The sequence below is a fragment of the Xanthomonas sp. NCPPB 2933 genome (genome assembly GCF_056725225.1).
In genome coordinates this window covers 1265132-1280664 of record NZ_CM161518.1, presented here as the reverse complement: position 1 = coordinate 1280664, position 15533 = coordinate 1265132, and the positions used below count along the sequence as shown (strand labels likewise).

The window sequence follows — 15533 nt, the reverse complement described above, 5'->3', positions numbered from 1 at the left end:
CCGATGGTAGGGCAAGGCGCCGCAGTGTGTGGCGCAGGCAGCCCGCACCCAAATAAGCGGCCGGCATAACGCGATAACGGCTCATCCTTTCTGGCCGCCGCAACGTTTCCATAACATCACTGGTCTCATCAACGCCCCCGGATCCAAATGACCGCCGCCAGTTCCGCGCTACCGCCCAGCCCCTTGCCCGACGAGCGCAAGGCGCTGCTGGAACGGTTGGTGGACGGCCTGGATTCTGCGTCACTGTGGTGGCTGTCTGGTTACACCGCCGGGCTGGCACAAGGCCAGCCGCCGCGCTCGCTCGCGGTCCTGCCGGGCGGGCAGCCCCACGCGATCGCGCAAGCAAGCCAGCGCCTGACCGTGCTGTATGGCAGCCAGACCGGCAATGCCCGCCGCGAAGCGGAACAACTCGCTGCCGAGGCAGAAGCCGCGGGCTTGAGCGTGCGCCTGCTGCGCGCCGACGCCTACCCCACCCGCGAGTTGGCCAGCGAACGCTTGTTGTATGTAGTGATCAGCACCCAGGGCGAAGGCGACCCGCCGGACGATGCGATCGGGCTGGTCGAATTTCTGGCCAGCCGGCGCGCGCCCAAGCTGCCCGAGCTCAAGTACGCGGTGCTGGGGCTGGGCGATTCCAGCTACGCGGATTTTTGCGGCATTGCACGCCGCATCGACGAGCGCCTGGCCGAACTCGGCGGCAGCCGCGTGCAGCCGCGTGGCGAAGCCGATCTGGATATCGACAGCGTCGCCGCGCCCTGGCGTGCGCAGGCACTCACGCACGCACGCGAGCACCTCAAGAGTGGCCCGCCCTCGGCCACCATCACGCCATTGCGCAGCAGCGCGGCCGCAGCAGTGTGGTCGCATCAGCACCCGTTCGCTGCAGAGGTGCTGGCCAACCAGATCATCAGCGGGCGTGACTTCAAGGGCCCGCAATTCCGCGTCTATGCACTGCCCGGCAAGCGCGTGCGTCATCTGGAATTTTCGCTGGAAGGCAGCGGGCTGAGCTACGAGCCCGGCGATGCGCTGGGCATTCGTCATCGCAATCCGCCCGCACTGGTGGATGCAGTGCTGCAGACGCTGCGCCTGGATGGTCATGCCGCGGTCACCATTGGCGAAGAGACTCTGGCCTTGAACGAGTGGCTTGCCACCCGGCGCGAACTGACCAAGCTGTCGCGGCCGCTGCTGGCCGCACATGCCGAGTGTGCGCGTGCGGAGGAACTGCAGGCGCTGCTCACCCCGACCCAGACTGCCGGCCTGGCGTCGTTGCTCTCCGATCACCAGTTGATCGACGTGCTGCGACGCTGGCCGGCGGATTGGGACCATGGCAGCCTGCTGGCCGCCCTGCGTCCGCTCACCCCACGCCTGTACTCGATCGCCTCCAGCCGCAAGCGCGTGGGCGAGGAAGTGCACCTGGTCGTGGACGAACTCACCTACCAGGCGCACGGCCACGCGCATCTGGGCTCGGCCAGCGGCTTTCTCGCCGCCCTGCGCGAAGGCGACACCGCACCGGTCTATATCGAGCCGAACGAGCGCTTCCGTGTGCCGGCCGACCCCGACCGCGACATCCTGATGATCGGCCCGGGCACCGGCGTGGCGCCGTTCCGCGGCTTCGTGCAGGAACGCGCCGAAACCGGCGCCAAGGGCCGCAACTGGCTGTTCTTTGGCGCCCAGCATTTCAATACCGATTTCCTGTATCAGGCCGAATGGCAGCAGGCCCTGCAGCGCGGCGAACTGCATGCATTAGAAGTGGCGTTCTCGCGCGACCAGGCCGAAAAAATCTACGTGCAACACCGCCTGCGCGCACGCGGCGCCGAGGTCTACGCCTGGCTGCAAGGCGGCGCGCATGTGTATGTGTGCGGCGCGATCGGCATGGGCAAGGACGTCCACGCCGCCCTGCTCGACATCGTCGCCACCCACGGCGCACTCGATGCCGAAGCCGCCGCTGCGTATCTCACCCAGCTGCAGGTGGAGGGGCGGTATGCGCGCGATGTCTATTAGAGCCGGGATTGGGGAGTTGGGATTGGGGATTCGTAACGGCGGGCTCCCGAGGTCTCTGTGTTGTCGTCGTACTGCCTGCCTTGTGTTGCCAATCCCCAATCACGAATGCCGAATCCCGTCATGAGCCACTCCGTCGAAGACATCAAATCCGAAAGCCGTCGTCTGCGCGGGTCGCTGGAAAAGAGCCTGGCCGATGCGGTGACCGGTGCGTTGCGTGAGGACGATCAGACCCTGATCAAGTACCACGGCAGCTACCAGCAGGACGATCGCGATATCCGCGATGAGCGGCGTCGGCAGAAGCTCGAACCGGCGTATCAGTTCATGATCCGCACGCGCACGCCGGGTGGGGTGATCTCGCCCACGCAGTGGCTGGCGCTGGACAGCATCGCCACGCGTTACGCCAATCATTCGCTGCGCATCACCACGCGGCAGGCATTCCAGTTCCATGGCGTGATCAAGCGCGAACTCAAGGCGACCATGCAGGCGATCAATGCGACCTTGATCGATACGCTGGCCGCCTGCGGCGATGTCAATCGCAATGTGCAAGTGGCAGCCAATCCGCTGCTGTCGCAGGCGCATGCCACGCTGTATGCCGATGCTGCGCGCGTGTCCGAGCATCTGCTGCCGAATACGCGCGCGTACTACGAGATCTGGCTGGACGAGGAGCGCGTCTCCGGCTCCGGCAGCGAAGAGGAACCGATCTACGGCGACCGTTATCTGCCGCGCAAGTTCAAGATCGGCTTCGCCGCGCCGCCGCTCAACGATGTGGACGTGTTCGCCAACGATCTGGGCTTTATCGCCATCCTGCGCGAGGGCCAATTGCTCGGCTACAACGTCAGCATCGGCGGCGGGATGGGCGCCAGCCATGGCGATGCGGAAACCTGGCCGCGCGTGGCCAACGTCATTGGGTTTGTCACCCGCGATCAGTTACTGGATCTCGCAACCGCCGTGGTCACCACGCAGCGCGACTTCGGCAATCGCGCAGTGCGCAAACGCGCACGCTTCAAGTACACCATCGACGATCATGGTCTGGACACCATCGTGGCCGAGATCGAACGCCGCGCCGGTTTCGCGCTGCAGCCGGCGCAGCGGTTCGCCTTCGAACACAACGGCGATCGCTACGGCTGGGTCGAAGGCGAAGACGGGCTGTGGCATCTGACCCTGTCGCTGCCGGCCGGGCGCATCGCCGATACCGAGGCCGCTGCGCATCTGAGCGGCCTGCGTGCGATTGCGCAATTGAACGTCGGCGAATTTCGCATGACGCCCAACCAGAATCTGGTCATCGCCGGTGTGCTGGCCAGCGAGCGCGCGCGCGTCGATGCCTTGGTTGCGCAGTACGGCCTGGATGCCGGCAATCGCGCGCCCACCGCACTGGCACGCGGCGCGATGGCCTGCGTGTCGCTGCCCACCTGCGGCCTGGCGATGGCCGAGGCCGAGCGGTATCTGCCCGACTTCAGCGCGGCCTTGCAGCCGCTGCTGGAGCAACACGGACTGGCCGACACCCCGATCGTGCTGCGCCTGTCCGGCTGCCCCAACGGCTGCTCGCGTCCATATCTGGCCGAGATCGCGCTGGTGGGCAAGGCGCCCGGTCGCTACAACCTGATGCTGGGCGGCGATCGCCGTGGCCAGCGTCTGAACACGCTGTATCGCGAGAACATCACCGAAGCGGACATCCTCGCCGCGCTGGAACCGCTGCTGGCGCGCTATGCGGCCGAACGCGACCAGGCCGACGACGAAGGCTTCGGCGACTTCCTGCATCGCAGCGGCCTGATCGCCCTGCCGCCCTACCCCACCCACCGTCACCTCGACCTGGAATTGCTCGCATGACCGCGCTGCCTGCTGCATCGATCGCACCTTCCGCGCTGGACGACCTGGACGCGCTCAACGCGCAGCTGGAAGGCCTGCGTGCCGACGAGCGTGTGGCCTGGGCACTGCAACACGGCCCGCAGGACGCAGCGCTGTCGTCCAGTTTCGGCGCGCAGTCGGCAGTTACCCTGCACCTGCTCACCCAGCAGCGCCCGGACATTCCGGTGATCCTGATCGATACCGGTTACCTGTTCCCGGAAACCTACCGGTTTGCCGACGCGCTGGCCGACCGGCTCAAGCTCAATCTCAAGGTGTATCGCCCGTTGGTCAGCCGTGCCTGGATGGAAGCGCGCCACGGTCGCCTGTGGGAACAGGGCATGGTCGGCATCGACCAGTACAACAACCTGCGCAAGGTCGAGCCGATGCGGCGCGCATTGGACGAGCTCAATGTGGGCACCTGGTTCACCGGCCTGCGCCGCAGCCAGTCCGGCGGCCGCGCGCAGACGCCGATCGTGCAAAAGCGCGGCGAGCGCTACAAAGTCAGCCCGATCGCCGACTGGACCGATCGCGACGTGTGGCAATACCTGCAGGCACACGATCTGCCGTATCACCCGCTGTGGGAGCAAGGCTACGTGTCGATCGGCGACTTCCACACCACGCGCCGCTGGGAGCCGGGTATGCGCGAAGAGGACACGCGTTTCTTCGGATTGAAGCGCGAGTGCGGCATTCACGAGGACATCTGAGCACAGCAGCGCGTCGTGATTTCTTCGCGAAAGTTTCAAGCACTGCGGCGCGCTGAATGTTTCTGCTGGCCATCCCAAGAAGGAAGGCCTCGCCACAGCGAATGCTCAGCGCGATGCAGCCGCAGACACGCCGCCCCTCATGGTGCTGCGATGCCAGTTTGATCGCGCTGCATCCAGTAGCGATCGAACAGCCACATCAGCAGCAACGAGAGTCCGACCAGCGGGAAGATCAGCCCGCAGATCGCCAGCAGCAGCATCAGACCGCGCAACGTGCGTGGTTCGGCCGGCAGCGGCGGCACGCCCAGCCCGCCGGCCGGGCGACGCTTCCACCACATCACCGCAGCGCTCACGCACAACAGCACGATCGCCGCGCATGCCAGCAACAGAATCAACTGATTGGCCGTGCCGTATTGCTGGCCCAGGTGCACATTGATGCCCCATTCCAGCGCGCGCCCTATCGGCCCGTAATCGCGATAGGTCATGTCTAGCAGCACCGCACCGCTGTACTGATCCAGATGGATCACGCGCTGCCGTTGTAGGTCGGCCGGATATACCGAGGCGGTGTACACGCCGGTAGCGCCACGCGGCGGCGAAATGCTGTAGCCCGGCACGATGCCGAGCGCATCGAAGCGCGCCATCGCCGCATCCAGCCCTATCGCACCATGACCGGGCGCAGCGACGCTGCCGGTGCCGCCGTGGGCTGCATGTTCCGACTGGCTTGGGTGTTCGGAGTGCTCCGGGTGTCCCAAGTGTTGTGAGTGCGCTATGTGCGCTATGTGCTCCAGATGTTCTGCATGAGCAGGATGGAAGTTAGCCCCTGTCCCCTCGGGGCGATCAAGAACCGCTTGCGCGCTACTGGCGCGCGAGCCTTGGAGCGCCCGCGCTGCTGGCGCGGGCCGGGGCGCGGAGCGAGGGTTAGAGTGCGAGTCGACCGCACGCACCGCATGCGCCCGCAGCACACCCACCCGCCGGTCATGCAACCCCTCATCCACCCCCACGGCTCCACGCCCAGGCACAACAGACTCCGGCACGCGCGCCTGCCGCAACGACCACGCCGGATCGGTCGTCTCGGACAAGTGCTGCTGCGACATCGGCTGCTGTACCCGCAGCCCAGCCGGATACCCGAAATCCTGCCCATTGACCCAGCGATTGACCTGCGCGCCCCACAGCCACGACCACGGCATCCCGGTCAGCGCCAGGAACAGCAACACCGCGCCTACACTCGCCCCGGTGACCGCATGCAGATCGCGCCAGAACAGCCGTTGCGCCGGCTTGCCGCGCACGCTGACCACCCCGCCGCGACGCCCGCGCGGCCACCACAGATACATACCGGTCAGCACCAGCACGATCGCCCAGCCGGCCGCCATTTCGATCAACCCGCGCGCAAGCGGCCCGATCAACTCCAGGCTGTGCAGCCGACGAATCGTCCAGGCCAGGGTGCCATGCTCGGGCAGCGTGCCGAGCACGCGTGCCCGATACGGATCGACATAGACCACTTGCCGCATGCCGTGCGCATCGACCAGGCCGATCTCGGCGCTGGCATCGGCACGACTCGGCGTGGTGTAACGGAACAAGGTGCCGCCATCGCTGCGCTGCGCCGCATCGACCAGATGCTGCGCAGACACGCGCAGCGCGCCCACCGGCACGACCTTCAACCCATGGTGCACGCTGCGATCGATCGCGTCCTGATACAGAAACGCCGCACCGGTCAGCGCCAGCCAGATGATGAAAGGCAGCACCAGTAAGCCGGCATAGAAATGCCAGCGCCACACCGCACGATAGAAGCGCCAGCGGCTGTCCTGGCGCAGCTCGGCACCAGCACCCTGAGCAGTCGATACGCGCATCAGAAGCTCCAATCCCAGGACAGCGACAACGCACGCCCATCGCCCGGCGAATAACCGGAACTTCCCGTGTCGTACCACGCGTACACATACGCACGATCGGTCACGTTGCGCAGCTGCAGGCTGAGCGCATTGCGCGCATCCACGTTCCAGCGCGCGCCCAGATTGAGCAGGGCGTAACCACCGGTGCGGCCCAGCGTATTGCTGCGCTCCAGATAATAAGCGCCTTGCGCATTGCCCCAGGCGCTCAGCTGCACGGCCGAAGTGAGCTGCCACTCCAGCCCGGCAGTCGCCAGCCAATGCGGCACGTTTTCGATCTCCTTGCCGCGCGTGGCCGGCGCGCTCGGGTCGGGCGTGGCGATGCTCGCCTTCTGCCGCGAATACGACAGCCAGGCACGCCAATGTTCGGCCGGCTGCAGATTCAGTTGCGCATCCCAGCCGCGCCGCAGCGTGCGCCCCACGTTGGCCACATCGCCGACACCGGCCACGCCGTTCACTCCCAGAATGGTGGCGACTTCACCGGACGCGCGCTGTTCCCAATACGCCAGGCGCCCGTCCATTACAGCCGATGGAGCGAACTTGAAACCGGCCTCCCAGCCATCGTTGATCGATGGGCCTAGATTGCCGGGCTGGCGACGATATGCACCATCGCCGCTGCCGATCTGGAAGCTGCGGCCCCAATTGGCGTACATGCTGCTCTGCCCGACAAGCCGATAGCTGGCGCTGAACTTGGGCTGCTTGATGGTGCCGTAGTCGTAGGTGGGCGCGTAGAGGCCCGCGCGCACATCGTGCAGCTGCCCATCGACGCGGTCGATGCGATAGCCCGGCACCACCTGCAGGCGCTCGATCGGTGTCAGCACCGCCTGCACATAAGCTCCGCGTGTGCGCAGGTCGTAATCCCAATCGCGCAATTGCGCGCCGCGCACGCGTGCCACGGTGCGGTAACGCTGCGACTGGTTGTCCTGCCACTGCGCATCCACGCCGGCTTCCAGGTTGGCGCTCAGCGCGCCCCAATCCGGCTGCCAGTTGCCACGCAACAGCAGGCCGCGATGGGTTTCGTCGGTATCGCGTTCTTGCTGCAGGCCGGCTGCGGAAAACCGCACCCAACGCCGATTGCGATAGTCGTTTTGATAGGCCTTTGCACTCCACTGCGCATCGGCGCCCAGCGTGCCGTCCGCATGCAACGCGGTCTGCCGCACCTGCCGTTCGCTGCGATCGTCCTGTGCATAGTCCGGCGAACTGCGCGGCGCAGCGCGTGCGCTTGCCGCATCCAGATAACCCGCTTCCAGCGCGTGATTGTCGTAGTACCGCGTGGTGAGCCCGGCACGGAACGCACCATCCGGGTCGGTGTAGAACCACTTGCCGGCCACGCTGCGTTTGCGCGCGTCGGCATGGTCGCGATAGCCATCGGAATCGCGCCACGCCAGTACATAGTTCTGGCTCCATGCGCCATGTTCGAAGCCCTTGCCCAGCTGCACCTCGCGCGCACCGAAACTGCCGCCCGTCACGCTCAAACGACCATCGTTGCCACCGGTGCGGGTCAGCACGTCCACGCTGCCGGCAATCGCATTCAGACCGTAGCGTGCGTCGTTGGTACCGCGCACGACCTCGATCGCGCTGATGTCCTGCGGAAACACCGCATCCAGATACGGCATGCCACCGGCATTGTCGTTGCTGGGGATACCGTCGATCAGCAGCTTCACCGCATTGATCCGTCCCTCGCCATTGAAACCACGGAACGAGAACCGCCCCGCATCGGTGCCCATGCGGAACTGGGTGACCTGCACACCCGGCGCGCACATCAGCAGCTCCCAGCTGTAATCCACGTGTTGATCGTGCAGCAGCTCGCCGCCGATCACATCCACCGAACTCAGCACGCGCGCAGTGTTCGGGTTGCGCTGGGTCTGGCTCACCTGCACCTTGCCCAGCGTCAACGCCGCATCCTGTGCCTGCACCTGGCAGGCAGGCCACCACACCAACGCCAACGACGGCGCATACCACATCGTTTTCAAGAACCGCAGACGCATAACCAACCCTTCGCCGTGCCGGCACGGCAACACCGCCGTGCGCCGCGGCATAGCAGCGGGCACAGGCATCACTTCAGGAAAGCGGGCCGTCCATGCAGCGGCAGGCGGGCACGCCGGAAGACCAGGCGTGCAATCAACACAACGCAGCGGACGCCCGCGATGGGGCCAGACTCACGCCTGCAGCGGCGGCCCACGTGCCCCGAGTGCGGCCCAGCGCGCGACCGACCACGCCCGTGCATGGGTGTGCATGGGCGCCGGCGCCGACCGGAGTTGCAGCAGACATAGCACCAGCAGCGCCAGCAGCGCCAGCAGGCGCGCGGCCAGCACGCAGTAATCGCAAGCTTCGCCGTGCATGCCGGCAGCGTGTTCGCCAGTTAGAGGCTTGGCTGGCGACGCGGCGCTGCCGTGATGATGCGCGGCAGTCTGTGCCGGCATGGCCTGGTGGCCTGCGTGCGACGACCCGCCTGCGTCCAATGCCGGCCCGCTCATGCACATCGGTTCGACCGACTGCGCCTGGCTCCAACGGCTGATCAGCGGCGCCACCAGCATCAGCGCCACCGCCAGACAGGCAAGCAGGTGCAGCCAACGGTGATGACGGAACGAACGCATCGCGCGAGTGTAAGCCGCCGCCTGCCGCGCGGCGATGCTTGCGGCCGGTGCGCGACCGGATGTCGCACCCTGATGTCGCATCCTTGAGTCGTGGCACCCCCTTCGTACTGATCCTTGCTCCGCCGCAACACACCGCGCAATCTGCGTCACGACATCGCAAACAAACCAAAACGCCACCCCTCCACTGTCGAGGCCGGCAGTCACAGTTCCATCCACGAGCGTGATCGCACCCACATGCCAGCCCCTGCCATGCCCTATGCTTGTCGCTCTATTCCATTCATCCTGCGCGCGCATGAGCGTCTTGTTCGATCCAGCGGCTGAGCCCTTTCCCTGCGCGCCCAAACCCGCGAGCGAAGCGTTGCGCCTCCAGGCGCTGCGCAGCTACGGCATTCTCGATACGCCGCGCGAGGCGGCATTCGAAGACATCACCAAATTGGCCTCGATCATCTGCCAGACCCCGATCGCGCTGATCAGCCTGGTGGATGCCGACCGCCAATGGTTCAAGAGCGAACGCGGCATGGGCGAGCGCGAGACGCCGCTGTTCAAGTCGATGTGCGCGCATGCGCTGCTCGACAACGACGTGCTGGTGGTGCCCGACACGCGCGAAGACATCCGTTTTGCACGCAACCCGCTGGTCACCGGCGAGGTGCCACTGCGGTTTTATGCAGGTGCGTTGCTCAAAACCAGCGAAGGCCTGCCGCTGGGCACGGTCTGCGTGCTGGACCGGCAACCGCGTCAACTCACTGACGAACAGGTCGAAGCGCTGCGTGCACTGGCGCGCCAGACCATGGCGCAGCTGGAACTGCGCCGCGCGCTGCAGAATGCCGAAGAGTCCGACCGCTATCGCAGCCGACTGATGGCGATCGCCGGGCACGACCTGAAAACTCCGCTGCGCACTGCAGCCTATGCCATCGACAAGATGCGCCGGCACGCCAATGTCGATTCCGTTCCCACCCTGGTCACCGCACGCGATGCGATCGGCATGGTGGCACGCAGCCTCGACGAACTGGCCACACTGGCCGCCGCGAGCAAGAGCTCCACCCCGGATCTGCAGCCGCTGGCACTGGAAGACGTGCTGCACGCGGTCCTCGGCGTGTGGCGGCAACCGGCGAGCGACAAATGCCTGGCCTTGCGCCACGTGCCCACTTCGCTGCGCGTGCGCAGCCACGCCACGCTGCTGACCACGCTGATCGGCAACCTGGTCGGCAACGCGGTCAAGTACACCGAACGCGGACGCGTGCTGGTCGGCGTGCGCCGCCGCCCCGGCTATGCCGAGGTGGAAATCATCGACAGCGGCATCGGCTTGAACCTGGACCACCCCGAACAGGTGTTCCAGGCGTTTCGCCAGGCCGACCCGAACAGCGAAGGGCTGGGCATCGGTCTATGGATCGTGCACCGCACTGCCGAAACCCTGGACTGCGAGGTGGATGTGCGCCCACGCCCGGCAGGCGGTACCTGTTTCTCGGTGCGCATCCCGCTGGCCTGAGCGCGGCAGGGCGTCGCGCAAAAAAAAGGCGGACCCGGGCTCCCGACCCGGATCCGCCGCCAAGCACGCCAGGTCTCTCCCCAGGGACCCGGGTGCGCCAGCCGCGCCATCGCGCAGCCTCGCGTAATGGTGATGCGACAGCGCTGGCAACCCCTCGACGACACCGCCAAACACACCGGCCATGCGATCACTGCATCGCCGGTCCTGCGCCGTCCACCCCTAGACGTCCGAAAGTGTCGCGTTATGGTTGCTATAAGGATTTACGACAGCGCAGCGCGCAACTTGATATGGGCCGATGACGCCGATCCGGCGGCCCTGACACGTGTAGGGAGAATCACCGACAGCGTATTTCCGGGTTAGTGTGAGCCTGCGCGCAGGCTATTGATCGCATTGAGATTTTTCGCAACCACGTACGTTGCAGTGCAGCATCCACGCGCGCGACAGATGAGGCCGTCAAAGCTCAGGTTCGGCCGCATCCTGCCGCGCAAACCACTCGGCCGAATGCACCTCTTCGGCTGCGACCTCCAACAGCTGACGTAGCACCGCCAGCGGAATCTGCACCTGGGTGTCGCCGGCCTGCACTGCCACCCATAACGCTTCGTCGTGCGGGTCGGCCAGTACCGTCAGCAACGCATGCTCGCGGCCGTCGAGGTTGGCCGACAGCTGCAACGACATGCCGCCGTCCTGGTCGGGCGACCACAGCCGGCTGAGAGGCGGACGCAGTGGCTCGGTCAATCGCTCGGTCATCGGTTGCAGCGCCTCACAGTGGCGAACGGGGATCTCGCGCGCGCAGCAAACCGGAATCGGTACACCCCGCGCGCAGACCGCAGTGTACGAACAGTCCTACCGATTCCGAACACCGACCGCCAGCATGATGCGGTTGCACAGTTGCGACGTGGACGTACTTGCGGTGTGTCTCATGCTGGTTACGCATGCATGCGCCATTAGTGACCGGAGCATTCGCGTAAAACTGGCAGGCACCGTGAGCGGCGATAGTCGATGCGCGGTGCCGCATCCGGGAGCGGGACGCGCCGCAAGTACGTCCATGTAGGCTCGGTGGCGGCATCCATGCCGCCACACGGTCCCGCACCCGGATACGGCACCACGCTTCCACTCTTTGCGGCGGCTGATGGGCAAGCAATGATTTCAGGTACGCATAATGCTTGCGGGTTCCACAGTAGATTTCTGCAGTCGATGTGGTTGGCATCAATCCATCGTTTCGCCATTGTGAGGTCATGATCCGAAGAAGGGCCAGTGAACCAGACACCGTTTTTCCTTCAACCACCGACACCACCTGGTGGTGCTTGCGCGCGTACCGGCGTGGGACCTTACGCGGCATGGATGCCGCGTAAGAGCCTACATGGACGTACTTGCGGCGTGTCCCACGCTGGTACGCGCGCAAGCGCCCCTCAGTGACCGAAGCACTCTCACAAAACCGGCAGACGGTGGGTGCGGGATTGGCCTGTGCGCCGCCGCTGATCGGCAGGTAATGCCTTCGCTTTCCTGCAGAACATGCATCGCATCGATCCGGCAAACATGCAGCCTTCGATAGCCGCCCAACCAGCGCTCATGCGGCCGTCGCCAGCCGCTTAGCTGGTAATGGTCTGGGTCAGCGACTCCCAGGTCGGTGGCAGCGGCCAGTTCGGCGCCTGGTTGCCATCCAGCACGCGGCGCAGATCGCGCTTGTCGATCTGCGGCGCCAGCACATGTACCAGATCCAGCGCGTAATCGCGCAGCACGCGGTCGCGCGGCAGCACCGCCCAGGCGATGCAATCGGCAATGGGCGCAGGCGCTGGCCAAGCGCGCAGATCCTCGTCGTTGGCGCTGACCGCCATCTCCGCCACCAAGCCAACGCCCAGGCCGGCACGCACATAGGTCTTGATCAGGTCCGCATCCAGCGCGGTCAGCGCGATGCTTGGCTCCAGCCCGACCTGCGCAAATGCCCGCTGCAACGACGAACCTGGCCGCGTGGACGACTCGTAACTGATCAACGGATATTGCGATAACGCCTGCATATCCGGCGCGGTGCGCGCCTGATCCAGCGGATGACCGCGCGGCACGATCACCAGCCGACGCCAGCGATACAGCGGCACCGCAATCCCGGCGCTCGGCTCGCCACCGGCGGTGCTGACCACCGCAATATCCGCATCGCCCTGGCTGAGCAGATCCAGCGCCGCACTTTCGGCGGCCTGCTGCAGATGCACGCTCACCTGCGGATAGGCGTGCTTGATCTGCGCCACCGCCGGCGGCAGCACGAAGCGCGCCTGGGTATGAGTGGTGGTGAGGGTCAGCTGGCCCTGGCTCTCGCGGCGCTGGTTGGCCGCATAGGTGCGGATGTTATTGGCTTCCGACAGCACCGAACGCGCACGCTCGATCACTTCCACCCCCGCTGGCGTGACCGCGTCCAGGCTGCGCCCCTTGCGCACGAACAACAGAAAGCCCAGTTCGTCCTCCAGCTGTTTGAGCTGCTTGGACAGACCGGGCTGGGTGGCATGCACACGCGCGGCGGCCAGCGTGATGTTCAGCTCGGCATCGGCGATGGCGACCAGGTAACGAAGTTGGGTCAGCGTCATGGGCTTATATCCAAAAAAGCGCGAGGCGCCACAGGGACTCGACTGTAGAGGAGTTCTATGGGCCAGCTTATAACCGAACGCTATTTTCAGGATGTATGAAGTCATTTCCGACGGCTATATGCCGGCGTTACGGTCTGGCCCTCCCTTCTCGATGCCCCTGCCGTGCTCCCTGTGTTCCCGCTCATTGCCGACCTGCGTGGCCGTGCCGTCCTGGTGGTCGGCGGCGGCGCCGATGCCGAGCGCGCCACCGCCGGGCTGCTGCAGGCAGGCGCGCTACCGTTGGTGGGTGCACCGGAACTCACCATGCAATTGCGCAACTGGGTGCAGGCCGGGCAGGTGCGCTGGCTGTTGGGCGGGTTCGACCCGGCGTGGCTGGAACTGCCCGACCAACCGGTCTGGCTGACCATCGCCGCCAGCGCGACAGCCGAACTCAACGATGCCCTACGCGCTGCAGCCACCGCGCACCGCCTGCTCACGCACGACGCTACCCCGGCCGCTTCAGCAGCGACACCCGCAGCATCCCCCACGCCCCGTAGCGCAGTCGGCACGCTGGCCCCCGGCAGCGTGACCCTGGTCGGCGCCGGCCCCGGCGATCCCGGCCTGCTCACCCGGCATGCCCTGCGCGCGCTGCGCCAGGCCGACGTGGTGCTCTTTGATCGCCTGGTCAGCCCACAGATCCTGCAACTGGCACGTCGCGACGCACTGCGCGTGGAAGTGGGCAAGGCTGCACAAGGCCACAGCACCCGCCAGGAGCAGATCCACGCGCTGATGCTGGAACACGCCCGCGCCGGGCGCCGCGTGGTGCGGCTGAAAGGCGGCGACCCGTTCGTGTTCGGCCGTGGCGGCGAGGAGCTGGAATTCCTGCGCGACCACGGCATCGGCTTCCAGGTCATTCCCGGCATCACCGCTGCGATCGCCTGCGCCGCTTATGCCGGCATTCCGCTCACCCATCGCGACCACGCGCAATCGCTGCGGCTGATCACCGCGCACTGCAAGGATTCGCTGGACACGCTGGACTGGCAGGCGCTCGGCCAGGAACGCCAGACCCTGGCCTTCTACATGGGTGTGGCAGGCCTGGACAGCATCCAGCAACGCCTGTTGCAGGCCGGTCGCGCGCCCGCCACGCCATTCGCGCTGGTGGAAAACGGCTCGCGCCCGCAGCAACGCGTGATCACCGGCACCCTCGCCAGCCTGGCCGCCACCGCACAGCACCACGCCGTTCGCGCACCGGCCTTGTTGATTCTGGGCGAGGTCGCCGGGCTGGCCGCCAGCCTGCACTGGTTCGGCGCAGCGCCGTTGACCGCCCGGCCGCCCCCGCACTCACCCATCGCAACGCCCGACGCGCCCACACTCGCCCACGCAGCCTGATTCCGACGGAGACCCCATGGCCCTGTACGACAACATCCTCGACACCATCGGCCGTACCCCGGTGGTCAAGCTCCATCGCCTCGCGCCCGAGCACGTGACCCTGTACGTCAAGGTCGAGGCGTTCAATCCGGGCGGCTCGGTCAAGGACCGGCTGGCGCTGGCGATCGTTCTGGACGCCGAGCAGCGCGGCCTGCTCAAGCCCGGCGACACCATTGTCGAAGCCACCTCCGGCAATACCGGCGTGGCGCTGGCAATGGTGGCCGCCGCACGCGGCTACAAGTTCGTCGCCACCATGGTGGAAACCTTCTCCATCGAGCGCCGCAAATTGATGCGCGCGTATGGCGCCAAGGTGATCCTGACCCCGGCCGCCGAGCGCGGCAGCGGCATGGTGCGCAAGGCCAAGGAACTGGCCGAGCAGCACGGCTGGTTTCTGGCCAGCCAGTTCGCCAACCCGGCCAATCCGGCCTATCACCGCAACACCACCGCCGCCGAAATCCTGCGCGATTTCGCCGGCCACCGGCTGGACCATTTCGTCACCGGCTGGGGCACCGGCGGCACACTCACTGGTGTAGGCGAAGTGCTGCGCGTGGCCCGCCCGGAAGTGCGCATCACCGCCACCGAGCCGGCCGGCGCTGCATTGCTTCAGGGCCAGGACTGGAAGCCGCACAAGATCCAGGGCTGGACCCCGGACTTCGTGCCGGAAGTGCTCAATCGCGATGTCGCGCATGAAGTCCTGAGCGTGGAAGACACCGATGCGATCACTGTGGCCCGTCGCCTGGCCGCCGAGGAAGGCATCTTCACCGGCATCTCCGGCGGCGCCACTGTCGCCACTGCATTGCGCGTAGCCGAAAGCGCGGTGCCCGGCGCCGTGGTGCTGGCGATGCTGCCCGATACCGGCGAGCGGTATTTTTCCACGCCGCTGTTCGCCGACATCAACGAGGGCTCCGACGACGATTGGCTGGCCGGTCTGCCTTGATCGTCGCGTTGTATCTGCATGCAAGGCCGCGCCCACAGCGCGGCCTTTTTGTTTGTGGTCGATCCAGTCATCGGCCTCGCCTTCCTCGGCATGCGATTGCGTCATGCAA

At 66.2% G+C, this 15533-nt stretch carries 11 protein-coding genes; 6 read left to right on the top strand and 5 right to left on the bottom strand.

The features are described 5' to 3' along the window. Nucleotides 1-147 precede the first annotated feature (147 nt). The 3 genes from AC1PLU_RS05345 to AC1PLU_RS05335 all read left to right on the top strand — a co-directional run bounded on the left by AC1PLU_RS05345 (nucleotide 148) and on the right by AC1PLU_RS05335 (nucleotide 4544). Nucleotides 148-1995 (top strand): assimilatory sulfite reductase (NADPH) flavoprotein subunit, encoded by a 1848-nt coding sequence (locus tag AC1PLU_RS05345; RefSeq protein WP_481107904.1) that lies wholly within the window; start codon nucleotides 148-150, stop codon nucleotides 1993-1995. Nucleotides 1996-2115: 120 nt separating this feature from the next. Next, nucleotides 2116-3822 (top strand): assimilatory sulfite reductase (NADPH) hemoprotein subunit, encoded by a 1707-nt coding sequence (gene cysI, locus AC1PLU_RS05340; RefSeq protein ID WP_481107903.1) that lies wholly within the window; start codon nucleotides 2116-2118, stop codon nucleotides 3820-3822. After that, nucleotides 3819-4544, top strand: a complete 726-nt coding sequence (locus AC1PLU_RS05335) for a phosphoadenylyl-sulfate reductase (RefSeq protein ID WP_023904953.1) — start codon at nucleotides 3819-3821, stop codon at nucleotides 4542-4544. The genes cysI and AC1PLU_RS05335 overlap by 4 nt, the downstream gene beginning before the upstream one ends. 137 nt (nucleotides 4545-4681) lie before the next feature. Here AC1PLU_RS05335 and AC1PLU_RS05330 read toward each other — a convergent pair whose 3' ends face one another. From AC1PLU_RS05330 to AC1PLU_RS05320, 3 genes are all read right to left on the bottom strand, one after another. Beyond that, nucleotides 4682-6388, bottom strand: coding sequence for a PepSY-associated TM helix domain-containing protein (locus AC1PLU_RS05330; protein WP_481107902.1), 1707 nt, complete (start codon nucleotides 6386-6388; stop codon nucleotides 4682-4684). Beyond that, nucleotides 6388-8388: a TonB-dependent receptor gene (locus tag AC1PLU_RS05325; RefSeq protein ID WP_481108469.1), complete on the bottom strand. Its 2001-nt coding sequence runs from the start codon at nucleotides 8386-8388 to the stop codon at nucleotides 6388-6390. The genes AC1PLU_RS05330 and AC1PLU_RS05325 overlap by 1 nt, the downstream gene beginning before the upstream one ends. A 195-nt stretch (nucleotides 8389-8583) precedes the next feature. Further along, complete coding sequence (locus tag AC1PLU_RS05320; RefSeq protein WP_481107901.1) at nucleotides 8584-9021, bottom strand: DUF2946 family protein; 438 nt, start codon at nucleotides 9019-9021, stop codon at nucleotides 8584-8586. 292 nt (nucleotides 9022-9313) lie between these two features. On the opposite strand from AC1PLU_RS05320, the gene AC1PLU_RS05315 reads away from it, so the two are divergent. Next, a complete protein-coding gene (locus AC1PLU_RS05315; protein ID WP_043889402.1) occupies nucleotides 9314-10507 on the top strand; it encodes a sensor histidine kinase in 1194 nt (397 codons plus the stop codon). Nucleotides 10508-10960: 453 nt separating this feature from the next. Here the strand turns inward: AC1PLU_RS05315 and AC1PLU_RS05310 are convergent, their stop codons facing one another. Further along, a complete protein-coding gene (locus tag AC1PLU_RS05310; RefSeq protein ID WP_176339302.1) occupies nucleotides 10961-11242 on the bottom strand; it encodes a hypothetical protein in 282 nt (93 codons plus the stop codon). A gap of 854 nt (nucleotides 11243-12096) precedes the next feature. Continuing rightward, nucleotides 12097-13080: a LysR family transcriptional regulator gene (locus tag AC1PLU_RS05305; RefSeq protein ID WP_006451421.1), complete on the bottom strand. Its 984-nt coding sequence runs from the start codon at nucleotides 13078-13080 to the stop codon at nucleotides 12097-12099. A gap of 162 nt (nucleotides 13081-13242) precedes the next feature. Here AC1PLU_RS05305 and cobA point away from each other — a divergent pair, with 162 nt between their 5' ends. Both cobA and cysK read left to right on the top strand, forming a co-directional pair. After that, nucleotides 13243-14448 carry a uroporphyrinogen-III C-methyltransferase gene (cobA, locus tag AC1PLU_RS05300; protein ID WP_481107900.1) on the top strand — a complete coding sequence of 402 codons (1206 nt, stop codon included), beginning with the start codon at nucleotides 13243-13245 and terminating at the stop codon, nucleotides 14446-14448. A 16-nt stretch (nucleotides 14449-14464) separates the two neighbouring features. Continuing rightward, nucleotides 14465-15424 carry a cysteine synthase A gene (gene cysK / locus AC1PLU_RS05295; protein WP_023904961.1) on the top strand — a complete coding sequence of 320 codons (960 nt, stop codon included), beginning with the start codon at nucleotides 14465-14467 and terminating at the stop codon, nucleotides 15422-15424. The last annotated feature ends 109 nt before the right edge of the window (nucleotides 15425-15533 follow it).